This is a genomic window from Streptomyces sp. NPDC037242, from assembly GCF_055604165.1.
Map to the genome: position 1 here is coordinate 147046 of NZ_JBVJUY010000014.1, position 24161 is coordinate 171206.

Here is a 24161-nt window from a genome sequence, read left to right on the forward strand (position 1 = left end):
GCACTGAGCATCCGGCGTGGACAAGTTGATCATCAACGGTCGATCATGCAACGTTGGTTAAGTCAGGGGTTAACGAACAAGCGGGGGGGTGGGGGCGCGTGGAGCTGCGCGACATCGAGATCTTCCTGACGTTGTCGGAGGAGCTGCACTTCGGACGGACGGCCGAGCGACTGCACGTGTCAGCGGCGCGGGTCAGTCAGGCCATCAAGAAGCAGGAACGGTCCATCGGGGCGGAGCTCTTCGAGCGGACCAGCCGCCAGGTCCGGCTCACACCGGTGGGCGAACAGTTGCTCGGTGATCTGCGGCCGGTATTCCAGAGCCTGAAGGCGAGCGTGGCGAGGGCGCGGCTCACAGCCCAGGGCAAGACGGACATCCTGCGGATCGGCCTGATGGTCACCAACGGCCACGAACTGCGGCCCTTCTGGGACGCCTTCCGTTCGCAGCACCCGCAGTGGGGTCTGCGACTGAGCCACAACGGCTACATGGACCCGTTCGCCCCACTGCGCAACGGCGAGATCGACCTGCTGCTGTCATGGCTCCCGGTCGAAGAGCCCGATCTGACCGTGGGGCCAGTGCTCTTCGACGAGCCCAGGGTCGCACTGGTGGCCGCCGACCACCGGCTGGCCGGCCGCTCGTCGGTCACCTTGGAAGCGTTCGCGGACCACGGTGTCGTGGGGCCGGACGGACTCCAGCCCGAGTACTTCGAGAACGCCTTCGTCCCGTTCTCCGCGCCCAGCCGACGTGACATCGAACGGAAGTTCCTGGTCACGACGCTGGACCAGTTGTACACGTACGTTGCCGACGGGGAGGTCATCCACCTCCTTGGCAATCAGGTCACCCGCTTCTATGCCCGCCCCGACGTCACGTACATCCCCGTTCGTGACACGCCCCTCCTGCGGTGGGGCGTGGTCTGGCGCTCGGACAACGACAGCCCGATGGTTCGGGCGTTCGTACGCATCGCCCGGGAACTCGGGACGATGTCGCTGTGAGTGACATGCAAGTTGATGATCAACGGCCGACCGTGTAGAGCCGGTTGAGGCCAGAGTCAGTGAACAGATGGGGCGTGGGGGCGCGTGGAACTGCGCGATATCGAGATCTTCCTGACATTGTCGGAGGAGTTGCACTTCGGGAGGACGGCAGAGCGGCTGCACGTGTCGCCGGCACGGGTCAGTCAGGCCATCAAGAAGCAGGAACGGTCCATCGGGGCGGAGCTCTTCGAGCGGACCAGCCGCCAGGTCCGGCTCACGCTCGTCGGTCAACAGCTGCGCGACGACCTACTCCCCGTCTACCAGGGGTTGAAGGCGAGCATGGACCGGGCGCGGCTCACCGCCCAGGGCAAGACGGACATTCTGCGGATCAACCTGTTGGTCTCCAACGCACACGAACTGCGGCCCTTCTGGGATGCCTTCCGCTCCCTGAATCCGACGTGCGGGATCCGACTCCGCTACAACGGCTTCATCGATCCGTTCGGGCCGCTGCGCAGGGGCGAAGCGGACCTGCTGCTCGCCTGGCTCCCCGTCGAGGAACCGGATCTCACCGTGGGCCCGGTGCTGTTCGAGGAGCCTCGGGTCGCAGCCGTGGCCTCCGACCACCGACTGGCGGTCCAGCCGTCGGTGTCCCTGGAGGTGTTCGCCGACCACGGCGTGATCGGCGGGGAGTCACTGCAGCCCGACTACTGGGAGGACGCGTTCATGCCCTTCTACACCCCCAGCGGCCGGACGATCGAGCGGAACATTTGCGTCGCCACTGATCTGGACTCGCTGTTCATGATCATCTCCTCGGGTGAAGCCGTCCACTCCTTCGCCGCCCAGGTCACCCGCTTCCACGTCCGCCCGGACATTACGTACCTGCACCTGCGCGACGCCCCGATGCTGCGCTGGGGCCTGGTCTGGCGTTCGGACAACGACAACCCGATGGTCCGGTCGTTCGTAGCCGTCGCCCGCGAGCTCGGCACGATGTCCTTGTGAGGGGCTTTCGGCCAGCCTCACGCCCCCCGCGGAGTCGGTGTGCCCTGAGCTGGGGTGCGTCAGGATGCTGAGACACCTGCCTCCACAGTTCTCAGTGAAGGTGGCAGTTCCTGGTTGCCTCGCCGAGGCAGGGCTTGGCCGCAGTCGGAGGAATTTCGTACGCAGTCCGAGGTGATCGCTTCTAATCAGGCGTGCTTGGGCCAGATCGGGCCCTGGTCGGTCCAGATGACGCCCTTGTTGCGGCACAGGCAGAAGGGGTGGCCGATCGGGTCGGTGTAGATCTGCCAGCCGTAGCCGTTGGGGCCGATGAAGTCCTGCCTTAGCGTCGCGCCGAGGTCGAGGACGCGGCGCTGCTCGGACTCGATCTCGTCCACTTCGAAGTCGAGGTGGAACTGCTTGGGGTGCTCGCTGTCGGGCCACTGCGGAGCGCGGTAGTCGTCCACCCGGATGAATGCCAGCTCGATCTCGCCGAACTGGATGCCAGCCCAGTCCTCGGAGCTGCCTTCCTTGATCGGACGGCCCGTCACCTCGGAGTAGAAAGCCGCCAGCTTCATGGTGTCCGGGCAGTCGATAATGAAATCGGTGAGTCGCAGCATCCCGCGATCTTGTCACAAGCTCACACCCGACTTCGAGACAGGCCCTAAGCAGCTCCGCCGAGGTCGGCCGCCCTGCCCCCGCCGCTCCGCGGCTCCCCCTGATCGTCCACACCGAGACGATGCCCACTGGGTTGAGACAAGCCACCTGAACCGAGACAAGAGCCACCCCAAAGCGGGACACCGTCTCACTCAAACCTCTCCTGGCCCCGTGCACGCCAGTCAAACTTCGTTGAGACTCGCCAAACTTCACTGAGACAGGTCACCGGCTTCCAGCCAGGTGGTGACAGCTGCCTCAACACCGCCCTCCGGAAGCGGAGGGGCGGCGAGGCCACTACACCAGGCTCCGCCTTCAGGACATGCGCGCAGTTCAGCGCACTCTTCCCCTAGCCTTCAGGCGGGTCACGGGGAGTTCAGGGGCCGGAATCGGAGGGCCGTCGTAGCCCTTCACTTCGCCGTAGCGGGTGCCGTTCATCCAGCCCTCGCGGAAGCCTTCGATATCCTCTTGGGACCGCCCGATCCAGTTCCAGAACATGACGATCTCCTCCTCGAACGGTTCGCCGCCCAGGAGCATCAGGCCCGCGTCCGAAGTCGCGCGCAGCGGGAGGTCCGTGCGGCCGCAGCCGAGGTAGAGCATCGAGCCCGGGAGGACCGGGACGCCGTCGACGTGGGCCTCGCCCGACATCGACAGGACCGCATACTCGAAGTCCGGGTCGAGCGGGAGGCGGGTCTCGGTGCCCGCCGCGAGGGCGAGGTCCGCGCCGACGATGGGGCTGTAGGCCGTACCGGGCGAGGTGGCCGTGTCCAGGGTGCCCAGGATCACGGTGGCGGTCAGCCCGGGGGCCGTGACGTGCGGGAGCTCGGCGTGGTGCTGGAAGTGCGGCTCCACGTCGCGGTGGGCGTCGGGGAGGGCGACCCATAGCTGGGCGCCGTGCAGGAAGCGGGCGTGCGCGCGCGGGCTCTCCTCGGAGTGGCTGATCCCCCGCCCGGAGGTCATCAGGCCGAGCTCGCGCGGGCGGACCGTCGCCAGGCTGCCCACGCTGTCGCGGTGCAGGACCTCGCCCTCGTGCAGCCAGCTCACCGTCTGGAGGCCGGAGTGCGGATGCGGGGCGACCTGCATGCCGGGCTCTCCGGCGATGTCGTCCGGGCCGTAGTGGTCGACGAAGCACCAGGCGCCCACCATGCGGCGGCCCAGGTTCGGCAGGAGTCGGCGGACCTCGGTGGATTCCCCCAGCTTGACCGTGCGCGGGCTGAGGAGCTCCCGTACGGGTTCGGCCACGACGAAACCGCGGCCGCCGCAGGCGGAGAGAGCGGGCTGGCGATCGAGATTGCTCATAGCGCCCAACTTAGCCCCGCCACCGCCCCCGCGTTCCGTGGAATGTTCAGCCCGACCGGCGTGTTGGAGCGGGCGGACAGCACCGGACGCATCGTCCGGGCGCGCCACCCGAACGGCGGAAGGGACGCGATGAGCACGCCGACGACCTACTTCGAGCACGGGACGGCAGCCGAGCGCTGGGCGCGGGCCCAGCTCTTCTTCGACGCGAAGGAGTACGCGACGGCCGCCCGCATCCTCGACCCGCTGGCCGAGGAGGCCCCAGAGCAGCTCGCGACGCGGCTGCTGCTGGCCCGCGCCTACTACCACTCCGCCCAGCTCGCCCGCGCCGAACGCGAGCTGCGCGCCATCCTGGAGCGCTGGCCGGTGGAGGACTACGCACAGCTGATGCTCGGCCGCACGCTGCAGCGCCAGGGCCGCGCGGCCGAGGCCGGCCCGTACCTGCGGATGGCCGCCGCCATGGCCGGGGAGTTCCAGGACTGAACCGGTGGACGGTATCCGGTCGGCGCCAACCGGTCGGCGGTCCCCGGCCCCGCTCATGCGGGACCGGGGCGCCCGCTCGGTTAGCCTGGGGGCAATATGAACCGTCTGACCACGCCCTTCGGCTCCTACGAGCTCACCCGCTTCCCCCAGGACCCGCGCGACCGGCTCCGCGCCTGGGACGCCGCCGACGAGTACCTGCTGCGCCATCTCGAATCCGGTACGGGAGACCGCGGCCCGGTGGACCTGGCCGGCGCCGGGCAGATCACCGTGGTCGGGGACCGCTGGGGGGCGCTGACGACGGCGTTGTCCGCGTACCGCCCGACGCAGATCACCGACTCCTCGCTGAGCCGCTCCGCCACCGCCGCGAACCTGGACCGTGCCGGGATCGGGACCGCCAAGGACACGGTGACACTGCTCACCACGCAGGACCCGCCGCCCGAGCGGATCGACGTACTCCTCGTCCGGGTGCCCAAGAGCCTGGCGCTGCTGGAGGACCAGCTGTACCGGCTGGCCCCGCACGTGCACGCCGGCACCGTCGTGGTGGGCGCGGGCATGGTCAAGGAGATCCACACCTCCACGCTGCGGCTCTTCGAGAAGATCCTGGGCCCCACCAAGACCTCGCTCGCCGAGAAGAAGGCCCGGCTGATCTTCTGCACGCCCGGGAACCCCGGGGCCGTGCACCCCACGACCCCCGGGCCGTGGCCGGTGACGTACACCGTGGACCAGGAGGCGGGGTCGGGATCCGGTTTGACGGTCGTCAACCACGCCGGGATCTTCTGCGCGGACCGCCTCGACGTCGGCACCCGCTTCTTCCTGCAGAGCATCCCGACCAACACCGACGGCGCCCGGGTCGTGGACCTGGGCTGCGGCAACGGCATCGTCGGCACGGCCGTCGCGGTGGCGGACCCGGAGGCCGAGGTCATCTTCACGGACGAGTCGTACCAGGCGGTGGCCTCGGCCGAGGCCACGTACCGGGCCAACGTCCAAGGGCGCCTGGACCGTGCGGAGTTCCTGGTCGGCGACGGTGTGGCGATGCTCCCGCCGGGTTCGGTGGACCTGATCCTGTGCAACCCGCCGTTCCACTCCCACCAGGCGACCACCGACGCGACGGCGCTGCGCATGTTCGCGCAGTCGCGCAAGGCGCTGCGGCCGGGCGGCGAGCTGTGGGTGGTCGCGAACCGCCACATGGGCTACCACACCCACCTGAGGCGCCTCTACGGCAACAGTGAAGTCGTCGCGAGCGAGCCGAAGTTCGTGGTCCTGCGCGCGGTCAAGCGGCGGGAGCAGCAGCGCCCCATGTGACCTGCCAGTACGTCCTACACTCGGCCGGATGAGCAACAGCACTGACAGTCCTGGTCGCTACCGCCGGGAGGACGTGGCCCGGGCGGCCGGGGTCAAGGTGCGCAACCTGCGCTACTACCAGGAGCGCGGGCTGCTGCCGCCGCCCCGCCGCGAGGGCCGGATCGCCTGGTACTCCGACGACCACCTGGTCCGACTCCGGCTGATCAGCGACCTGTTGGGCCGCGGCTACACCGTCAACGGCATCGCGGAGCTGCTCGCCGCCTGGGAGCAGGGCGGCGGCATCTCCCAACTCCTTGGCCTTGAACGGGAGATGACCCGCGACTGGGAGCAGGAGGAGCCGGTCACGATGACCCGGGCCGAACTGCGCGACCTGTTCGGCCCGACGGTCACCGCCGAGGACACCCGGCGCGCGGCCGAGCTGGGCTACGTAGAGATCGACGGGGACCGGGTCACGCACCGGAGCCGGCAGCTGCTGGAGGCGACGCTCGCGCTGGTACGGGCGGGCGTGCCGCTCGCGGAGATCCTGGACGCGGGGGACTTCGTACAGACTCAGGCGGCCGCGCTCGCGGACCGCTTCGTGGCGCTGTTCCGGCTCCACGTGATCGGCCCGGAGGGGCTGGAGCGACTTTCGGCCGCGCAGCTGGGGCACATCACGGAGGCGGTGGCGGCGCTGCGCCCGGTGGCGGGCCAGGTCGTGGCCGCGGAGTTCGCGCGGGCGATGGCTCGGCGGGTGGACGCGGAGGTCGCCGAACTCCTGCGTACGGAGCAGTAGGAGTCGGCCGAAAAGGCACGCTCGAGCAACCTTGCCAACCCCCATTGGCACTCTTACATTCAACTCGTCGGTAACAACGGTGCACAGCCGATTAAAGGGTTGATCTCGTGACAGATGCCCCGAACCCGAACTTACCCGATTCCTCCGAGCCTTCCGGGCCCCCCGGCGGCACGGGCCGTGTCCGCTGGCGCCGGTTCGCCGTCCTGACCGTGCCCGCCGTCGCCGTGACCGCGGGTCTCGGCATCGCCCTTGCCCAGGGCGCGCTCGCGGCCTCCTTCGCCGTCTCGGGCCAGCAGTTCAAGGTCTCGGCGAAGAGCCTGGAGGGCGAGGGCTTCGCCCAGTACGGCAGCGTCGACGTCAACGCCCGCGAGGAGCTCATCCCCGTGGCCGTCACCGCCATCCGGGAGGCGAAGCTGAACAGCCTCTGCCAGTCGGTGGTCACCACCCTGCCCATCATCGGGGACATCTCGCTCAACCTCACCGCGGGCAACAAGAGCCCCGTCGAGGCGAGCAACCTGTTCGTCGACGCGACGCAGCTCTCCGGCGACGCGGTCTTCACCAACATCGAGATCGGGCGCGACGCCTCCACCCTCGACAAGGGCCCGACGGAAGCCGTGGGCATGCAGGACCTGTTCGCCCAGCAGGCGGACACCGTCAGCATCACCGATCTCCGCCAGACGGCCTGGGCGACCAACGCCGGCACCTTCAAGCTCTCCGGGCTGAGCATGAACATATCCAAGGGCAAGAAGGAATGCTTCTGAGCCGCTGGCGGCGGTGGCGGCGCAGCCGGCCGTTCTGGGGCGGGCTCCTGGCCATCCTCGCCGGGGCCGAGATATGCGCCCTGCCGCTGGCGCCGCTGAAGATCATGCTCCAGCAGGGAGTGGCGGGGATCCCGTCCGTCCTGATGGGGATCGTCATGATCGTGCTCGGGCTCACCGCCTGGTTCTCGCCCCCGCAGCGCAGCCTGGCCGGGGTCCTCACCACGCTCATCGCCACCTCCGCGCTGGTCCTGTCGAACCTCGGCGGGTTCCTGATCGGCACCCTGCTCGGCATCCTCGGCGGCGGCCTGATGTTCGCCTGGCAGCCGTACGCCGCCCCGCGCGCCTCCGCCGAACGGGACCCGGAAGCGCCCCCGACCACCGCACCCGCCCCGCTGTCCGCCACACCCGCGACACCCCCCTCCCCCACCCCGCACCACGATCCCCAAGGAGCACAGCCATGAGCCGTTCGCGCACCGCGCTCGCCCTCGGGATGGCCGCCGCCGGAGCCCTGACGCTGGCCTCGGTCTCCGCCACCGCAGCGCCGTTACCCCTGGCCGGGTCGACCACCGTCACCCCGGCCGGACACTCCTTCAACGCCACCCTCAGCGGGAAGGCCACCCTCAAGGCCGGATCGGTCACGGTGACCTGCTCGGTCTCCGTCGCCACCGGCGCGGTGCCGGCCGCCCCCGGCAACCAGAACGCGGCCGGGCCGGTCTCCTCGCCGATCTCGCCGCCGACATTCAGTTCCTGTACGGCCAGCCTGCCCGGTGTGACCCCCACGGTCACCACCAGCGGCCCCTGGACGGTGTCCATGCAGAACGGCTCGCCCATCGCCGCCACCATGGGCGTGCCGGTCGGCGGGCTCGTACTGAAGACGTCCGGGCTGGCCAGTTGTACCGTCGTCGCCGCGCCCACGGCACCGGCCGGTGTCGGCGGGACCTGGACGAACGGCGCCCCGCCGAGCCTGGCCTTCACCAACGCCTCCGTGCCGGTCAAGGTCACCGGCGGCTTCGGCTGCCCGACGAGCGCGACCTCGTCCACCTTCAACGCCGTGTACAAGGTCACCGACACCACCGACCCGGCGCAGCAGATCACCGTCGGCCCCTGAGGCCCTCCCCCGCACGGCGAGGCTCGCCGGCCCCGGAGCGATCCGGGGCCGGCGGGTCCTTGCGCGCCCGGAGCCTCAGCGGTGCGCCGGGAACTCCACCACCTGCTGGTAGGTGGGCCGGTTCTGCCAGTTGATCTGCGGGTGCTTGAGCCCGCCGACCGGACGCTGGACGATCGCGTCCGCGCACCACTGGTTGCCGGCCGCGCAGGTCCCGTCGGCCGGGTACACGGCCGCAGGGGTGGCGGCCGCCGCCTGCTTCAGCGTGGCGGCCATCGCGTCACGGCACGCGGAGAGCGAGCCGCCTCCGCAGTAGACCTGGGACGGCGGCTCGGCCACCGGCCGGCCCAGCACCATGCGCAGGTCCTCGTCGGCGTAGCTCCACCAGCCGTACTGGAAGGCCGAGCCGGCATGCGAGCCGGTGGGCCCGTGGCCCGCGTTGGGTGCCTCGTCGACGGTCAGCGAGGCGCGCAGGGCGTCGTAGAGCGGGGCTCCGAGACCCTGCTTGAACTCCGCCTCGATCAGCAGCGGCCACCAGGCGTCCATGATCCGGACGGCGTCCGCGTGGGCGTAGGTCTTCGAGCCCTGCGAGGTCTCCTTCCTCTTGGCGCCGGCCGCCTGCCACGCGGCGAGCTTGTCGATCGCGGCGGTCACCGCCGGGTCCCCGCTCGGGGCGCTGCGCAGGACCGCGAGCAGTTCGGGCAGCAGGTTCTCGGCGCGCAGGTCGGTGACGGCCGCTTCCGCCATGGCCCGGGTGAGCGAGGCGCGGGTGACCCCGCCCGCCGCGACGAGGGGCCGCACCCGCTTGTCGAGGAGGTCGCCGCGGTGGACGGCGCCCATCCCGAAGCCGGCCGCGGCGTAGCCCTTGGCCTGCTTGTTGTTCCAACTGATGTAGTAGTCCTGCCCGATGGACTGCGGGTGCTCGGCGGGCGGGGTGTAGGCGGCGGTGTTCGCGGCGGGGTCGAAGCCCTGCCACTCGTACTGCTGCTCCGCCCGCACCGGGAGGGCGGGGTCGACCCCGGCGGGGCGGATCGGGTTCGAACCGCTGTTGTAGTACGCCGCTTCGCGGGAGTCGGCGTAGAACCAGTTGAAGGCGTAGCCGATGTGCTGGGTCGCCTCCTGGAAGGTGCGGGCGTCCTTGACGTACGAGGGGTCGTTCAGCATCTGGAAGCCGATGATCGAGTCGGCTTCGTGGCGGTACGTGGAGCGCAGCGAGGTGTAGGCGACGGGCTTGGCGCCGACGGTTGCGCGGTGTGTGACGATGCCGTAGTTCGTGCGCCAGACCTGCATCCGGTAGGAGCCGTCGGGGGTGGGGTCGGCGACGGAGGACTTCCAGGCGTTGGTGTGCTCCAGCTTCTCCATGGGGGTGCAGGCGCCGCGGTACACGTACGAGGTGCTCGCCTTGGTCGGGGCGCCCCCGCCGGGCTCGCACAGTTGCACCGCGTAGGTGTCGGTGATGTCCTGGCCCGCGGAGGTGGCGCTCCAGGCGTAGTCCTGGCCGCGGCCGAGCTGGACGTACATGCTCACGCCGGCGAAGGAGGCGCCGCGGGCGCTGATGCCGGGGCCCTGGAGCTCCTGGAGCATGAGGAGTTGGGGCGCGAGGTAACCGGTCTGCGGGCCGAACACGGCCACGGGGTGGCCGCTCGCGGTCTTCGCCCCGGAGACGAGCAGGGCGTTGGACATGCTCTGCTTGACCGGCTTCGGCGGATTGGCGGCGGCCGCCGTGGCCGCCGCGCCGGTACGGTCGTACACGAGCGGTTCGGCGGTGACCGATCCGGCGTCGGGCAGCGCCGTGCCCTGCGGGTCGGCGGGCTTCTGGGCGTAGGGGAAGCTCGTGCCGTCGTGGACGGTCAGGACGGCCTCGGAGTCCTCGCGCTGGCGGAAGGACTCCCAGACGCGGGTTCCCTCCTCCACACCGTACTTCTGCTGCGCGGCGAGCAGCGAGAGCGCGGCCTGTACCTCGCCGCCTCCGCCGCCGCCGAACAGGCCGCCGACGACGGAGGCGAGGGCGATCAGGTCGGTGATCTTGAAGGGCTGTATCTCACCGGCGTTGGTGATGGAGTTGATGTGGCCGGTGAGCACGTACTCGCCGGGGAAGTAGCGGCCGTCCTTGGACTGGGTGCGGTAGGTGTTGATGCCGTCGATGTAGGCCTGCGCGTCCTCCATCGCGAGGCGCCCGCGCTCGCCCTCGGTGGTGCGGATCCGGTCCACCTGGGCCTGGAGATCGGCCTCGGTGTACGGGGCCTGCGGCCAGAACTGCTGCTCCAGGCCCTGGTTGGCGAGGGCGCCGCCGGCGAAGGGGGTCAGGTCGCCGCGGCCGACGTGGCGGAAGAGGTCCATCTGCCAGAGCCGGTCCTGGGCGGCGGCGTAGCCCGCGCCGAAGGAAGTGCCGTAGCGGGTGGTGCCCTTGATGTGCGGGACGCCCGTCTTCTTGTCGCGGGTGATGGTCACGTCCGGGCGCGGACTGGTGGTGGACTCGACCTGGTCGGCCGGGACGCCGAAGGAGGCGTCGTTGAAGAAGTCGTTGACCTTGGCGTCGGTGAGGCCGGGATATCCCGCCACCAGGGCGTCGTAGCGGGCGAGTTGGTCGGAGGCGTGGCCGGGCATCGTGCCGAAGGCCTGGTGCAGGAGGATCTGCGCGAGGGTGGCGTTGCCGTTCTGGCCGGGCGGCAGGATGTCGCTGCACCGGTTGCCGCAGTAGTCGGCGACGGGGAGCGGCACCGGGGCGTCGCCCGGGGCGGCGGAAGCGGGCGCGAGGGGGGTGAGCAGGGCGGCGCCGAGGGCAACCAGTGCAGTGGCCAAGGCTGTTGCGAGGCGGGCGGTGGGACGTCTCATACGTGCTCCTCCGTGGGGCAGGAACCGGGTCACGGGGAGGGTACTGGCGCGACTACCACTCAGTAAGGTGAGCGACCGTCACTTTTTCAGGGTCCCGGAAATTCCGTTGCCCCGGGCGAGGCTGCCGGGTGAAGCTCGCAGGCATGTCACAGAGCACCGATCACCAACAGCCGTCCGAACCCGGCGCGCGCGTCACCACGGAACGCGTCACCGCCGAACGTGCCACCACGGCCCGCGGCGTGTCCGACCTCTTCTCCGGCGGCCGCCTCACCGCGATCCCGCGCAAGGCCGCCCGGCGCGAGCAGTTGCTCGCCCACCTCACGGAGACCCTCTTCGCGACCGACCGCGACTACTCGGAGCCCGAGGTGAACGACGCCCTGCGCACGGTGCACGAGGACTGCTCGGCACTGCGCCGCTATCTGATCACCTCGGGCCATCTCACCCGGACCCGGGACGGCAGCAGCTACCGGCGGGCGACCACCACCCGGTAGTGCGTCGTCAACCGCCCGTCCTCGCCCAGTACGTGGAAGGCGACCACCGGCGGCTCGTCGAGGTGCAGGTACTCGCTCGCACCGGTCGCCGCCTCCCAGGGCAGCTTGCACGTGGACACCACACCCGGCGCCACGAGCAGCGGCCGCCCGGCGAAGGTCGTCGCCGCGCCCGTGTGGGCGTGCCCGCACAGGAACGCGGTCAGGTGCGGGTGCCGCTCGGCCAGCGCCGCCAGCCGCTCCTCACCGAACTGCCGGACCTTGTCGACGTACGGGATGTGCAGCGGCACCGGCGGGTGGTGGAAGGCCACCAGGACCGGCACGTCGCGCGGCGTCCCCTCCAGGACCGCGTCCAGCCAGCTCAGCGTGGAGTCCGCCAGGAAGCCCCGGTGCTCGCCGGGGACCGAGGAGTCGCACATCGCGAGCACGAAGCCGTCCCCGCGGAGCACCCGGTCGACCGGGGCCGGGGACGCCTGCCGCTCCCCCAGCAGGCCCCGCCGGAAGGCCGCGCGGTCGTCGTGGTTGCCGGGGCACAGGGCCACGGGATGGCGGGAGTCGAGGATCTTGCGGGCCTCCTCGTACTCCGCGGCGGTCGCGTGGTCGGTTATGTCACCGCTGACCAGCACGGCGTCGAGGTCGTACGGGAGCCCGTCCAGGTACTCCATGACGGCGCGGGCACGCCCGGCGGCCCGGCTGCCGCCGTCGAGATGGGTGTCACTGAGGTGGGCGATCACGATCACGAGTGGTGACTCCGTTCATCGCTGTCGGTGCCTCACTGGCCCTGCCAGTCCGGCTAGTCCTGCCAGTAGAACAGCAGCGAGTGAACGTCCAACGGGTCGCGCCTGCCGAAGTAGTAGACCCCCAGCCCGGTGACGCGGACGGCGCCGAGCTCCGCGTCGATCCAGCGGAAGCCGGCCGACTCCAGGGCGCGGCGGACGGCCGGATTCTCGTCGTGATCGGCGGCGAACCGGCCGAGCGTACTGATCCACACCTCGCCCCCGCCCCCACTCTCGCTCTCCCCGTAGCCGATCACGTCGTACGTCCCGTCCCCCTGACGGTTGGCCGCTCCGCAGGAGACGGGCGCCTTCGGCGCGAGCCCCGCGGCGGTGAGCGCGGCCGTGGCCCGCAGCAGCTGCGCGGCCCGGTCGCAGGCCGGCGGCGGCTCGGTGCACAGGGCCTCCATGCGCCACCGCGGATCGCTCCGCTCCGCGCACTCGGGCCCGTACTCGTGGACGATCGCCGCGCGCAACTCCTCGTCCAGACCGGCCACTTCGGTACGGGGCCGCCCCAGCGCCCCGTACCACCTGCGGGTCTCCGCGGTGTCGCCGGTCAGACCGTGCAGCGCGTACACGGCCCACACCCTCGCCTCCTCCGTCGGCGCCTCGGCGACGCAGCCGCGCAGCCGCTCCGGATCGGTCACGAGCGTGAGGGCGAGGTACGCGACGCCCCGGTCGGGGTCCGCGAGCGCGCCGGTCACGTCCTGGCCGGCGCGGTGGCGCATCCGGACGCCGAAGGCGCGGTCCTCGGGCCGACCGCCGCCGAGTTCGGCCAGCACCGCCTCGACCCCGTACCGGTCGGCCAGTTCGTCCAGCGCGGCCTCGCCGAGCTCCCGCCGGTGGCGCCACGGGCTGAAGGCGAGCGTCGCCAGGGCGCCCGCCGCCGTACGGTCGCCGAGCGCGGCGCGGGTCTTGAGCACCGCCTCGGTCATGCCGTACGCGTTCTCCTGGAGCCGGTCCTCGTGCCTCAGCCAGGGCAGCAGCTCCGGGCGGTCCGCGAGGAGGTCCAGCAGGGCGATGCGCACCGAGCCCGCGTCACCGGTGTCCTGGAGGCAGCCGATGAGCTCGGCGACACGCCGGGGCGGCACCCGGCCGGCCAGCGCCTGCGCACAGGCCTTGCGGCGCCACCACGGCTGCGCCGCGTCGACGGCGCACAGCGCGAGGGCGTCCGCGTCGTACCCGCGCAGGCCCGCGGTGTCGGTCCGCCCGGCTTCGGGGCTCAGCGTCTCGATCGTCTTCGGCATCCCGGGATGCTACTCGGCGGCTACGTGCGGCCTCGGACGAGCTCCCGAGGTGGAGGAGGGTCAGTGCCCGCTGCCGGTGGCCTTGAAGTCGCGCGGCACCATCCACAGCACCAGCGCGGTCACGACCGCGACGATCCCCACGGAGACGTACGAGGTCACGGTCAGGGCGCTGTCGAAGGCGGACCGGGCCGCCTCCATCAGCTGCTCGCCGGCCGCGCCGGGCAGCGCCTCGGCGGCCTCCTTCGCGCCGCCGATCGACTCGTGGGCCAGGGCGGACGTGGAATCGGGCATCCGGCCGGCGTAGACGGCTCCGTGGATCGAGCCGAGCAGCGCGACGCCGAGGCCCACCCCGAGCTCGTACGCGGTCTCGGAGACGGCGCCGGCCTGGCCGGCGCGTTCGGCGGGCACGGCGGAGACCAGTACCGAGGCCGCCGTGGTGATGGCCAGCCCGTCACCCAGTCCCAACGTGACGAGAAAGACGGCGACGTACCCGTACGAGGTCGGCTCGGGGGACATCGCCAGCACCAGGAAACCGGCCAGAAGGCCCGCCAGCCCGGTCCCCATCACCGCGCGCACCCCGATGGTGTGCATCAGCCGCGGCGCGAGGAGGGACCCGACCAGCATGGCGATGGCCACCGGCAGCATGCGCAGGCCCGCCTCGAAGGGCGAGTACCCGTGGACGTACTGGAACCACAGCGACACCAGGAACAGCGCCGCACCGGCGGCCAGCATCGCCATGAGCGTGACCAGAGCGGCAGCGGTGAAGGGCTTGGCCAGGAAGAGCCGCACGTCGAGCAGTGGGTCCGGCAGCCGCAGCTGGCGGCGCGCGAACCAGGCCAGGACGGCCAGGCCCAGTACGAGGATCAGCAGGTCGGTGGGGGCCAGGCTGCCCTTGGCCACGTGCTTGATGCCCCAGGCGAGGGCGACGATGCCGACGACGGACAGCACGGCGCTGAGCCAGTCCAGCCGGTGTGTGCCGGCGGCCTTGAACTCGGGCAGCAGCCAGATGCCGACGGCTACGGTCAGGATGACGACCGGAACGTTGACCCAGAAAGCCGCGGACCAGCCGTACGCCTCGACGAGCAGTCCGCCGACCAGCGGGCCGATGGCGGCTCCGGCCCCGGCGACGGCGGCCCAGATGCCGATGGCGAGGGAGCGTTCTCGCGGGTCCGTGAAGATGTTCCGGATCAGGGAGAGGGTCGACGGCATGACCAGGGCGCCGCCGAGGCCGAGCAGCACCCGGCCGGCGATGAGCTGGGCGGGGGTCGTGGCGGTCGCGGCCAGCACCGAGGCCACGCCGAACAGGACGAAGCCGATCAGGAACAGCCGCTTGCGCCCGAACCGGTCGCCGATGGCGCCGGTCGTGACCAGCAGTCCGCCGAGTACCAGTCCGTAGATGTCGATGATCCACAGCTGTTGCAGGGCGGAGGGGCGCATGTGGTCGATGAGCGACGGCAGCGCGACGTTGAGGATGGTGGCGTCCATCGCCACCAGCAGGAGGCTGGCGCACAGCACAGCGAGCATCGCCCAGCGTCCGGATCCGGACGTGGAGCGGCGTTCCGCGGCGGGGCCTGTGGGAGTCACGGCTCGGGCCACGGGATATCTCATCCCTTCGGGCGGGCCCCGGGAGGCGGGGCCGCGGAATATGGGAGCATGAGCCCGTAATGTACGAGCTTGTCCAGATATAAGACGCGGTTACCGACCTCGCAAGCCGAGGTCCGGCGCGTTCGCGCCGTTCGGGAATGACCGTGCGCAGGCGTGCATGGTGGGGTTGTGCACTACGGGGAGCGGTGGACGCGGGCGAGGACGAGAACCGTGTCGTCGGCGGGCGGGGTGGGCAGCAGGCTCGCCAGGATGCGGTCCGCCATTGCTTCCAACGGCCCCGGGGATCTACCCAGTTCGGCGCGCAGTGCTTCCAGACCGGCCTCGATGTCCCGGCCGCGTGCCTCGATGAGGCCGTCGGTGTACAGGGCGAGGGTCGCGTTCCCGGGGAGTTCGATCTCGGCCGTCCGGAAAGGGAAGCCACCGACGCCGAGGGGAACTCCCAGGACCTCGTCGATGGTCTCCACCGTGCCGTCCGGCCGGAGCATCAGGGGCGGGGGGTGGCCGGCGCTGGCGATGCGGGCGCGGCCGGTGTTGGGGTCGTAGACGATGTACAGGCACGTCGCCAGCTGGATGCCGGCCTCCTGGGCGCACGCGTCGAGCTCGGTGAGCAGGTCGGCAGGCTCGCTGTCGTGCCTGGCCAGGGCCTTGGTGGTGATGCGGAGACGGCCCATGGCGGCGGCAGCCGACACTCCGTGCCCCATCACGTCGCCCACCACGAGAACGACCCGGCCGTCGGGCAGGTTGATCACGTCGTACCAGTCGCCGCCGACCTCGGTGATCCGGCTGCCGGGCACGTACCGGTGGGCCACGTCCACGTACGGACTGGTCGCCAACACGCTGGGCAGCAGGGCCCGTTGCAGTGTGAGGGCGATGTCCTGGACGCGGCTGTACAGACGGGCGTTGTCCAGGCAGATCGCAGCGCGTGAGGCGAGCTCACCGGCAAGGCTGACATCGTCCCGGGTGAAGGCCGGCCGGTCCCGGGACCGGCCGAACATGGCGATTCCCTGGACGGTGCCCCTGGCGATGAGCGGGGCGACGAGGACGCAGGCCAACCCGCTCTCGGCGAAGAGTCGTGCGCGTGATTCGATGAGGACGGTCCGGGCCAGGAACTCCTCGTTCACCGCGGCGGAGATGGCGCGGCCGGTCCTCAGCATGTCGTGGATGACGGAGCCGGGCGGATACCGCACCTGCTCCACTCCGCTGACGAGCTCGGTGGCCGGCGGGGGCAGGATCGTCCCGGAGGCGATCCTGCGGGTGAACAGCGGCCGCGCCGGGTCAAAGACCTCTGCCTCGTCCATCCACTCCACGACTTCGACCACGGCGCCGTCGCAGAAGTCCGGCATCGACGCGTCGACCAGCTCCTGAGCGGTGAGGTTCACGTCCAGCGTGGTCCCGATGCGAGTGGAGGCCCCGTCCAGCAGAGCCAGCCGCCGACGGCTGGCGGTGGCCTCCAGGATGGCCAGTTCCCGGTCCGTCACGTCCACCATCAGCCCACCCACTCCGGGGCGCGAGCCGACCGCCTGGCTCAGGGGGAAGAAGCTCACCGACCGTACTTGGTCGCGGTCCGGATGCCCGCGCGGGCGCATGCCCACCAGCGCCCCCACAACCGGCGCTCCGCCCAGGGCGACGGCCCGGAGCATGCGCTGGTACTCGCCGCCGTCGGACATGATCATGACCTCGTCCATGCGCCGCCCGAGGTGCGCCTCGATCGGAAGGCCGTCCATGTCGGCGAGTGCCTGGTTGAGGTGGACGTACCGCAGGTCCGGGTCGAGCATGACCAGGCCGATGGGGCAGGTCTCGAAGAGGGCGTCGAGGAAGGCGAGGTTGGTCTTGACCCGATCGAGCTCGCGGCTGCGGCTCGCCAGGATCATCACCTCCGAAGACCCTCCGGCTCCGGTCACGGAAAAGACCCGAAAACCGCATTCGAAGAACGTGCCGTCACGATGCCGTGCCGTCAGCCGGCCCCTCCAGTACCCGAGGGTCCGGCCTCGCTCCGTCAGCCGGGCGCAGGATTCGGAGCCGCTCCGAGACCCGTCGGCGAAGAGAACGGCCCCGGGCTTCGACAGGACGTCGGTGGAGTCGTACCCGAAGAGGTCCCGCGCGCCGGGCCCCCAGTAACAGATCGTGTCCCCGTCATCGACACCGAAGACGGCCACGGGCACGTGCTCCAGCAGCGTCCCCGGTTCGGACCAGAACGGGCCGTGAACATTCTCGCCCCCCGGCAGAGCCGATGGCACGAGACGTCCCCTTCCACCCGCCGTTCCATCCATTATGCGGGCACCATCGGCGGCGCGCGGCGGGAAGCGTGCGGTGGCGAAGACGGACCGTCGGCGTCGAGCGGCCTGCCGCGCCGCCTCACGGCGCCGTATGACGAGTTGCCCGGTCAGGTGCGCAAGGTCCGGCTGGACCGGCCCGCCGACGTGCCTGCCTGGGGCCCCGGGAACCGGAAGGGCTTCGCCCGCCCGCCCCGGGGGAAGGGACGCGAACACCGGTGCGACGGGGGCCGCGGCGCGGCGGACGGGGTAACGGGGTGCGGGCGCCGGCGGGGCCGCGGGGCGGATGGCGGCTCCAGGCCCGGGCCCAGCCACGGGCATGCCGGGGCGCCGGGCGGGCTCAGAGCCCGTCGGGTGGCCGCGGGTCGACGGTGAGTGATCGCGGGGCGGCGGAAACCTACGAGGCAGCGCCCACACCCGCCGTAGGCACTCCGGTCACGCCTCCCCCCACACCATGCCGGGAGACCTTCGCCGCTCGTACTTGGCGGCGGTCGCTATCCCCTGTACTCCTCCAGCAGCCTCAGCCAGATCTCGCTGATGGTCGGAAAGGCCGGGACCGCGTGCCAGAGCCGCTCGATCGGCACCTCCCCCGCGACCGCGATGGTGGCCGCGTGCAGGAGTTCGGCGGCGCCCGGACCGACGAAGGTGGCGCCGAGCAGGATCTCGCGGTCGAGGTCCACGACCATGCGCGCCCGGCCGCGGTACCCGTCGGCGTACAGCCCGGCGCCCGAGACCCTGCCGAGGTCGTAGTCCACGGCGCGGACCCGGTGCCCGGCCCGCTCGGCCTCCGCGAGGGTCAGGCCCACGGCCGCGGCCTCGGGGTCGGTGAAGACCGCCTGCGGGAGCGCTTGCGCGTCGGCGGTCGCCGCGTGGGCGCCCCAGGGGGCCGTGTCGAGCGGTGTACCGGCGGCGCGTGCGGCGATGGCGGCGCCCGCGATACGTGCCTGGTACTTGCCCTGGTGGGTGAGCAGTGCCCGGTGGTTGACGTCACCGACCGCGTAGAGCCAGTCGTGTCCGGGGACCCGGCAGCTGTCGTCCACCGCGATCCAGTCGCCGGGGGTCAGCCCGACGGTGTCCAGCCCGATGTCCTCGGTCCGCGGCGAGCGGCCGGTGGCCATCAGCAGTTCGTCGCCCTCCAGGCTCTCGCCGCCGGCCAGCACGACCGTGACCGGCCCGGTCGGCCCGTCCCGTACGACGGCCTCGACCTCGACCCCGGTACGGACCACCGCGCCGGCCTCGCGCAGCGCCTCGGCGACCAGGTCCCCGGCGAAGGGCTCCATGCGCGGCAGCAGCCGGGGGCCCCGTACGAGCACGGTGACCTCGGAGCCCAGGGCCTGCCAGGCCGTGGCCATCTCGGCGGCCACGACCGAACCGCCGACGATCAGCAGCCGGCCGGGCGCCGCCTGCGCGGAGGTCGCCTCGCGGCTGGTCCACGGCCGGGCCCCGGAGATGCCGGGGAGCTCGGGGACCACGGCCCGGGTGCCGGTGGCGACGACCACGGCGTGCCGGGCGGAGAGCACGTGGTGCTCCCCCTCGGGGCTGGTGACGGCGACCTTGCGGACCCCGTACAGCCGGCCGTGGCCGCGGTAGACGTGCGCGCCGATGGAGTCCAGCCAGTCGACCTGGCCGTCGTCCTTCCAACTGCCGGTCCAGTAGTCCCGGTGCGCGAACACCGCGGCCGTGTCCAGCGGCCCGCCGACGGCCCCGGCGAGGCCGGGCACCCGGCGCGCGTCGGCCCTGGCCAGGGCGGGGCGCAGCAGGGCCTTGCTCGGCACGCAGGCCCAGTACGAGCACTCGCCGCCGATGAGCTCGCTCTCCACCAGGGCCGTACTCAGCCCCGCGGCGCGGGTCCGGTCGACGATGTTCTCGCCGGCCGGACCCGCGCCGATCACCACCACGTCGTACTGCACCGCTTCAGTCATACGGGCCAGTGTCACCGGCGGCCGCGGGCCCGTCACGTACTCAGGCGTCCGGCGTGCCGGGGTCCTCGGGCTGCTGCTGCGCGGCGATCTTCGCCCGTACCTCGTCCATGTCCAGGGCGCGGGCCTGTGCGATCAGGTCCGTGAGCGCCGCCTCGGGCAGCGCGCCGGGCTGGGAGAAGATGGCCACCTGGTCCCGGACGATCATCAGCGTCGGGATGGAGCTGATCTGGAAGGCGCCGGCCAGCTCCTGCTGGGCCTCGGTGTCCACCTTGGCGAAGACCAGGTCCGGATTCGCCTCGGCGGCCTTCTCGTACACCGGGGCGAACTGCAGGCAGGGGCGGCACCAGCCCGCCCAGAAATCGATCAGAACGAACGGGTTTTCGCTCACCGTCTGATCGAAGTTCTCCTTGGTGAGTTCGACAGTAGCCACGGTTCTCCAGACCTCCTGAAATGCTGCTTGTGCTCCTTGAACGAACGACCCGCCCGCAGCATTCCTGGCGGGTCAGAACGGGTGACCGCCGGGCGCTGCGCGCAGCGTGGTCCAGCGCAGCTCCGTGAAGGCGTCGAGGTTCGCCTCGCCGCCGAAACGGGCGCCGGTGCCCGAGGCGCCGACCCCGCCGAAGGGGGCCACCGCCTCGTCGTTCACCGTCTGGTCGTTGATGTGGACCATGCCCGTCGGGATGCGGGCCGCCAGGTCCAGCCCGCGTGCCGCGTCCCGGGTCACGATCCCGAGCGAGAGACCGTACGGGCCGGCCGCGGCCAGCGCCACCGCCTCCTCCTCCGTCGCGAAGGACCGTACGGGCGCCACCGGGCCGAAGACCTCCTCGGTGTAGGCGGGGGTGTCGTCCCCGACGCCCGCGAGCACCGTCGGACGGTAGAACAGGTCCTGGTGCGTGCCGCCCGCGACGAGCTTGGCCCCCTGCTCGGCACTGGCCTCCACCAGGGCGTGGACCCGCTCCAGCTGGCCGGCGTCGATCAGCGGCCCCAGGTGCACCTGCTCGCGGTACGGGTCCCCCACCGCCAGGGCCTCGGCCCGCGCGGCGAGCCGCTCTACGTACTCGTCGTACAGCGAGGCGTGCACGAGGTGCCGGCCCGCCGTCATGCACACCTGGCCCTGGTGGAAGAAGGAAGCCCAGGAGGCCTGCGCAACGGCGGCCTCGACATCGGCGTCCCGGAGTACGACGAGCGCCGAGTTCCCGCCCAACTCCAGGTGAGCGCGGGTGAGGTGACGCCCCGCCAGCTCGGCGACAGCGCGGCCGCTCTCGGTGGATCCGGTGAAGGAGACCACCCGGACCAGGGGGTCGGCGACGATCGCGGCCCCCGTCTCCGCCCCGCCGGGCAGCACCTGGAGCAGCCCGGCCGGCAGACCGGCCGCCGCGAGGACGGCGGCGAGCGCGAGCCCGCCGCACACCGCGGTACGCCGGTCCGGCTTGAGCAGCACCGCATTGCCGAGCGCCAGCGCCGGCGCGACCGAGCGGACCGCGAGGACCAACGGGACGTTGAACGGGGCCACGACCCCGACCACCCCGGCGGGCACGCGCCGGGTGAAGGAGAGCCGGGGCTCCTCGCTCGACAGCACCTGCCCGGCCGGGCGCGAGGCCAGCGCGGCGGCCTCGTAGCACTCCTGCGCGGCGACGTGGAGCTCGAAGGCGGCCTTGCCGGGGATCGACCCGGACTCCCGAACCAGCCAGTCCCGCAGCTCGTCGGCGTGTACGGAGAACAGGTCCCCGGCGCGGCGCAGCACGGCGGCGCGCTCCAGGTGGGTGGCCCGCGCCCAGTCCCGCTGCGCGGCCCGGGCCCGTACGGCGGCCTCCGTGACGTCGACCGGGGCGGCCAGGTCGATGGTGGCCAGGGTGCGGCCGGTGGCGGGTTCGACGACCGGGGCGGTGCCGCCGGTGAGGGTGGGTCCGTCCTGCCAGAGCGTCGGATCGAGGAGTGGCATGGCGCGGGGCCTCCGGGTGGGGATGGGCGGGCATGGGGCGGGGGCGGCACGCGCCATCGTGCCAGACCGGAGGCGCCACTTCTGTTCAGTTATTGGGCAGTTGACGGTTCATCATGACTGGAAACGATCGACGACCGGATGACTGCACCCGCCGCCCGAACGGCGTTCAGCGTTCGAGAACGAGGGCGATGCCCTGTCCGACGCCGATGCACAGCGCCGCCATGCCGGTTCCGGAGCCCGCTGCCGCCAACTGGTGCGCGACCGATCCGGCCAACCGGGCACCCGAGGCGCCGAGCGGGTGGCCGATGGCGATGGCCCCGCCGCGCGGGTTGACGACCTTCGGGTCCAGCTCCGGCCACGCCGCGAGGCAGCCCAACGCCTGCGCCGCGAAAGCCTCGTTGAGCTCGAAGGCCGTCAGGTCGGCCAGGCCCCGGCCGGCCTTGGCCAGCGCCCGGCCGACGGCCTCCACCGGGCCCAGCCCGAAGAGCTGCGGCTCGATGCCGGTGACGGCCGACGCGCTGATCCGGGCCAGCGGCTCCCGGCCGGTGGCCGCCAGCCCCGCCTCGTCGGTCAACAGCAGCGCGGCGGCCCCGTCGTTGAGCGGGGAGGCGTTGGCGGCGGTGACCGTGCCGCTGCCGTCCGTCCGGAAGGCGGGCTTGAGGCGGGCCAGCGCCTCGGGCGTGGACCCCTCCCGGATGGACTCGTCCCGTACGAGGTCCACACCGGGGTACGCGACGACCTCGTCGTCGTACAGCCCGGCGGCCCAGGCGGCCGCGGCCTTGTGGTGGCTCTCCAGCGCGAAGGCGTCCTGCGCCTCGCGGGTGATGCCGTGCTTGTCCGCGATGAGCTCGGCGCCCTCACCGAGCGAGCCGGTCCACTCGGCGGGCATGCGCGGGTTGGTCATCCGCCAGCCGAGGGTGGTGGACCACATCTGCTGGTGACCGGCCGGGAAGGACCGTTCCGGCTTCTGGACCACCCAGGGGGCGCGGGTCATCGACTCGACGCCGCCCGCGATCGCGACGGAGGCGTCCCCGAGCGCGATGGCCCGGGCGGCCTGGATCACGGCCTCCAGGCCGGACCCGCAGAGCCGGTTGACGGTGACGCCCGGCACGGTCGCCGGCAGGCCGGCCAGCAGCACCGCCATCCGGGCCACGTCCCGGTTGTCCTCGCCCGCGCCGTTGGCGTCGCCGAAGACGACGTCGTCGATGCGGGCCGGGTCGAGCGCGGGCGTACGGTCCACGAGCGCGCGCACCACGTGGGCGGCCAGATCGTCGGGCCGGACCCCGGCGAAGGCGCCGCCGAACTTCCCGATCGGGGTGCGGACTGCGTCGACCACGTACACGTCGCGGACGGTGCGGATGCTCATGGGGGCTCTCCTGGGCGGATCCGTACGAGCGGCGGCGCCCCGGTACCGGTGTCGGCACCGGCGGACGCCCCCGGGCACGCCCGGTGGGGCGCGCCCGCAGTCTCCGTCCGCCCGTCACCCGCTGTCAACGGGCTCCCTGCGGCGCCGGGTGCGGGGCGGGGTGCAGGGCGGGGCGGGGCGGGGCGGGGCGGCCGCCCGGGTCGGTCAGGTCGATTCGCGGTGCAGGGCGACCGCCGCCATCAGGTCGTGGCGCTCGGTGACCTCGCCCGGCTCCCGGACCGCCTGGTCCACGAGGGACGCCAGGTGGTCACCGGTCGGCAGCTCGATCTGCACCGTGCTCAGCCGCGGCCGCAGCAGCCGGCCGATGAGCAGGTCGTCGGCCCCGATGACGGCGACGTCCTCGGGGATGCGCAGTCCCGCGTCGAGGAAGGCCCGCATCAGCAGCATCGCGTACTCGTCGTTGTACGCGAACACCGCGTCCAGGCCGAGCGAGCCCCAACGGGCCGCGAGGGCCGCCGCCGACTCCTCCGAGTACGCCATCGGGAGCGCCACGACCCCGGCTCCCGCGACGGAGCGGGCGCCCGCCAGCCGGGGCACGGAGAACAGCTCCAGGCCCGCCTCCTCGGGGACCACCACGCCGATCCGCCGCCGGCCCCGCTCCGCCAGGTGCGCGGCGGCCCGGACGCCGACCTCCGTCTGGTCCATGACCAGGGCGTGCGCGCCGGGAACGCTGACCGGGCCCATCGTTATCACCGCCCGGGCGCCGGCCCTCTTGAGCGTGGCGACGTTGTGCGCGGACAGGGTGATCTCGCCGAGGGAGATCACCGCGACGGGCCGCAACTCGGCCCAGGCCCGCGCCGCCTCGTCGCCGCTGAGGCCGAGGCTGCCGTACTGGACCACGGTGTAGTCGAGGCGCCGCAGGGCCCACTGGAGCTCGTTGAGGAAGGCGCTGTACAGCGGCCCGATCGGCACGTGGGAGGTGGGCAGCAGCACGATCCGGGTGTGCCCGGCCCGCAGGCTGCGGGCGGCGGCGTGCGGTACGTACCCGAGCTCCTCGGCGGCCTGGCGCACCTTGCGGCGGGTGGGCTCGCTGATGCGTACGGCCTCGGCGTTGTTCAGGACGTACGAGACCGTCGCGCGCGACACGCCCGCGAGTCGGGCCACGTCGGCGCTGGTCGGCACGGGGGCCGGGGTGAGGGGCTGTGGCGGCCCCGGGGGCTGCTTCGGCGGCTTCGGCGGCTTCGATGACTGTGACATTGCGGTGGCATCTTTCCAGACCGGTTGCACCCAGGGGCTAGCGGATGGCCGGAAACGAATGCTACACAGTGGTTACACGATTCATTGACACGTGTAACCAGGCGTCGGGCCCCCCATCGGAGGTGCCTGCGCACGTG

General features: G+C 71.9%; 21 protein-coding genes. 9 read left to right on the plus strand and 12 right to left on the minus strand.

The window, feature by feature from the left end; genetic code table 11:
* Positions 1 to 98: 98 nt before the first annotated feature.
* A complete protein-coding gene (locus ACZ7GJ_RS18895; RefSeq protein WP_470753046.1) occupies positions 99 to 989 on the plus strand; it encodes a LysR family transcriptional regulator in 891 nt (296 codons plus the stop codon).
* Positions 990 to 1073: 84 nt separating this feature from the next.
* Positions 1074 to 1967, plus strand: a complete 894-nt coding sequence (locus ACZ7GJ_RS18900) for a LysR family transcriptional regulator (protein WP_470753047.1) — start codon at positions 1074 to 1076, stop codon at positions 1965 to 1967.
* Between the two features lie 185 nt (positions 1968 to 2152).
* Here the strand turns inward: ACZ7GJ_RS18900 and ACZ7GJ_RS18905 are convergent, their stop codons facing one another.
* Positions 2153 to 2563 carry a VOC family protein gene (locus tag ACZ7GJ_RS18905; protein ID WP_470753048.1) on the minus strand — a complete coding sequence of 137 codons (411 nt, stop codon included), beginning with the start codon at positions 2561 to 2563 and terminating at the stop codon, positions 2153 to 2155.
* A 367-nt stretch (positions 2564 to 2930) separates the two neighbouring features.
* Positions 2931 to 3896, minus strand: a complete 966-nt coding sequence (locus ACZ7GJ_RS18910) for a pirin family protein (RefSeq protein ID WP_470753049.1) — start codon at positions 3894 to 3896, stop codon at positions 2931 to 2933.
* Between the two features lie 129 nt (positions 3897 to 4025).
* Here ACZ7GJ_RS18910 and ACZ7GJ_RS18915 point away from each other — a divergent pair, with 129 nt between their 5' ends.
* The 6 genes from ACZ7GJ_RS18915 to ACZ7GJ_RS18940 all read left to right on the plus strand — a co-directional run bounded on the left by ACZ7GJ_RS18915 (position 4026) and on the right by ACZ7GJ_RS18940 (position 8319).
* Positions 4026 to 4376, plus strand: a complete 351-nt coding sequence (locus ACZ7GJ_RS18915) for a tetratricopeptide repeat protein (protein ID WP_470753051.1) — start codon at positions 4026 to 4028, stop codon at positions 4374 to 4376.
* A 105-nt stretch (positions 4377 to 4481) separates the two neighbouring features.
* Positions 4482 to 5678, plus strand: coding sequence for a methyltransferase (locus ACZ7GJ_RS18920; RefSeq protein WP_470753126.1), 1197 nt, complete (start codon positions 4482 to 4484; stop codon positions 5676 to 5678).
* A gap of 28 nt (positions 5679 to 5706) precedes the next feature.
* Positions 5707 to 6450 (plus strand): MerR family transcriptional regulator, encoded by a 744-nt coding sequence (locus ACZ7GJ_RS18925; RefSeq protein WP_470753052.1) that lies wholly within the window; start codon positions 5707 to 5709, stop codon positions 6448 to 6450.
* A 203-nt stretch (positions 6451 to 6653) separates the two neighbouring features.
* Positions 6654 to 7211: a DUF6230 family protein gene (locus tag ACZ7GJ_RS18930; protein WP_470753127.1), complete on the plus strand. Its 558-nt coding sequence runs from the start codon at positions 6654 to 6656 to the stop codon at positions 7209 to 7211.
* A complete protein-coding gene (locus ACZ7GJ_RS18935) occupies positions 7202 to 7672 on the plus strand; it encodes a DUF6114 domain-containing protein (protein WP_470753055.1) in 471 nt (156 codons plus the stop codon). Before ACZ7GJ_RS18930 ends, ACZ7GJ_RS18935 begins: the two co-directional genes overlap by 10 nt.
* Positions 7669 to 8319, plus strand: coding sequence for a hypothetical protein (locus tag ACZ7GJ_RS18940; RefSeq protein ID WP_470753056.1), 651 nt, complete (start codon positions 7669 to 7671; stop codon positions 8317 to 8319). Before ACZ7GJ_RS18935 ends, ACZ7GJ_RS18940 begins: the two co-directional genes overlap by 4 nt.
* Before the next feature lie 75 nt (positions 8320 to 8394).
* Here the strand turns inward: ACZ7GJ_RS18940 and ACZ7GJ_RS18945 are convergent, their stop codons facing one another.
* Positions 8395 to 11151 carry a penicillin acylase family protein gene (locus tag ACZ7GJ_RS18945; RefSeq protein WP_470753057.1) on the minus strand — a complete coding sequence of 919 codons (2757 nt, stop codon included), beginning with the start codon at positions 11149 to 11151 and terminating at the stop codon, positions 8395 to 8397.
* 143 nt (positions 11152 to 11294) lie between these two features.
* On the opposite strand from ACZ7GJ_RS18945, the gene ACZ7GJ_RS18950 reads away from it, so the two are divergent.
* Entirely contained in the window at positions 11295 to 11642 is a 348-nt protein-coding gene (locus ACZ7GJ_RS18950; RefSeq protein ID WP_470753058.1) for a DUF2087 domain-containing protein, read from the plus strand.
* Here ACZ7GJ_RS18950 and ACZ7GJ_RS18955 read toward each other — a convergent pair.
* From ACZ7GJ_RS18955 to ACZ7GJ_RS18995, 9 genes are all read right to left on the minus strand, one after another.
* Entirely contained in the window at positions 11615 to 12379 is a 765-nt protein-coding gene (locus ACZ7GJ_RS18955) for a phosphodiesterase (RefSeq protein WP_470753059.1), read from the minus strand. The two genes, ACZ7GJ_RS18950 and ACZ7GJ_RS18955, sit on opposite strands and share 28 nt — an antisense overlap.
* 53 nt (positions 12380 to 12432) lie before the next feature.
* Positions 12433 to 13659 (minus strand): hypothetical protein, encoded by a 1227-nt coding sequence (locus ACZ7GJ_RS18960; RefSeq protein WP_470753060.1) that lies wholly within the window; start codon positions 13657 to 13659, stop codon positions 12433 to 12435.
* A 60-nt stretch (positions 13660 to 13719) separates the two neighbouring features.
* Entirely contained in the window at positions 13720 to 15183 is a 1464-nt protein-coding gene (locus ACZ7GJ_RS18965) for an MFS transporter (protein WP_470753061.1), read from the minus strand.
* Between the two features lie 254 nt (positions 15184 to 15437).
* Entirely contained in the window at positions 15438 to 17501 is a 2064-nt protein-coding gene (locus ACZ7GJ_RS18970; protein ID WP_470753063.1) for a SpoIIE family protein phosphatase, read from the minus strand.
* A 530-nt stretch (positions 17502 to 18031) separates the two neighbouring features.
* The gene (locus ACZ7GJ_RS18975) at positions 18032 to 19459 is read right to left on the minus strand and encodes a dihydrolipoyl dehydrogenase family protein (protein ID WP_470753064.1); all 1428 of its coding nucleotides are present in this window, start codon (positions 19457 to 19459) and stop codon (positions 18032 to 18034) included.
* 40 nt (positions 19460 to 19499) lie between these two features.
* Positions 19500 to 19889 carry a thioredoxin family protein gene (locus ACZ7GJ_RS18980; protein WP_470753065.1) on the minus strand — a complete coding sequence of 130 codons (390 nt, stop codon included), beginning with the start codon at positions 19887 to 19889 and terminating at the stop codon, positions 19500 to 19502.
* 72 nt (positions 19890 to 19961) lie between these two features.
* Positions 19962 to 21401 carry an aldehyde dehydrogenase family protein gene (locus ACZ7GJ_RS18985; RefSeq protein ID WP_470753066.1) on the minus strand — a complete coding sequence of 480 codons (1440 nt, stop codon included), beginning with the start codon at positions 21399 to 21401 and terminating at the stop codon, positions 19962 to 19964.
* Between the two features lie 166 nt (positions 21402 to 21567).
* The gene (locus tag ACZ7GJ_RS18990; protein WP_470753068.1) at positions 21568 to 22767 is read right to left on the minus strand and encodes a thiolase family protein; all 1200 of its coding nucleotides are present in this window, start codon (positions 22765 to 22767) and stop codon (positions 21568 to 21570) included.
* A 204-nt stretch (positions 22768 to 22971) separates the two neighbouring features.
* Entirely contained in the window at positions 22972 to 24024 is a 1053-nt protein-coding gene (locus tag ACZ7GJ_RS18995; protein ID WP_470753069.1) for a LacI family DNA-binding transcriptional regulator, read from the minus strand.
* Between the last annotated feature and the right edge of the window lie 137 nt (positions 24025 to 24161).

Coding starts and splice junctions, on each gene's coding strand:
- ACZ7GJ_RS18940 (WP_470753056.1), top strand. CDS start 7,669: ATGAGCCGTTCGCGCACCGCGCTCGCCCTCGGGATGGCCGCCGCCGGA.
- ACZ7GJ_RS18945 (WP_470753057.1), bottom strand. CDS start 11,151: ATGAGACGTCCCACCGCCCGCCTCGCAACAGCCTTGGCCACTGCACTG.
- ACZ7GJ_RS18960 (WP_470753060.1), bottom strand. CDS start 13,659: ATGCCGAAGACGATCGAGACGCTGAGCCCCGAAGCCGGGCGGACCGAC.
- ACZ7GJ_RS18935 (WP_470753055.1), top strand. CDS start 7,202: ATGCTTCTGAGCCGCTGGCGGCGGTGGCGGCGCAGCCGGCCGTTCTGG.
- ACZ7GJ_RS18990 (WP_470753068.1), bottom strand. CDS start 22,767: ATGAGCATCCGCACCGTCCGCGACGTGTACGTGGTCGACGCAGTCCGC.
- ACZ7GJ_RS18905 (WP_470753048.1), bottom strand. CDS start 2,563: ATGCTGCGACTCACCGATTTCATTATCGACTGCCCGGACACCATGAAG.
- ACZ7GJ_RS18985 (WP_470753066.1), bottom strand. CDS start 21,401: ATGCCACTCCTCGATCCGACGCTCTGGCAGGACGGACCCACCCTCACC.
- ACZ7GJ_RS18995 (WP_470753069.1), bottom strand. CDS start 24,024: ATGTCACAGTCATCGAAGCCGCCGAAGCCGCCGAAGCAGCCCCCGGGG.
- ACZ7GJ_RS18975 (WP_470753064.1), bottom strand. CDS start 19,459: ATGACTGAAGCGGTGCAGTACGACGTGGTGGTGATCGGCGCGGGTCCG.
- ACZ7GJ_RS18965 (WP_470753061.1), bottom strand. CDS start 15,183: ATGCTCGCTGTGCTGTGCGCCAGCCTCCTGCTGGTGGCGATGGACGCC.
- ACZ7GJ_RS18950 (WP_470753058.1), top strand. CDS start 11,295: ATGTCACAGAGCACCGATCACCAACAGCCGTCCGAACCCGGCGCGCGC.
- ACZ7GJ_RS18915 (WP_470753051.1), top strand. CDS start 4,026: ATGAGCACGCCGACGACCTACTTCGAGCACGGGACGGCAGCCGAGCGC.
- ACZ7GJ_RS18910 (WP_470753049.1), bottom strand. CDS start 3,896: ATGAGCAATCTCGATCGCCAGCCCGCTCTCTCCGCCTGCGGCGGCCGC.
- ACZ7GJ_RS18925 (WP_470753052.1), top strand. CDS start 5,707: ATGAGCAACAGCACTGACAGTCCTGGTCGCTACCGCCGGGAGGACGTG.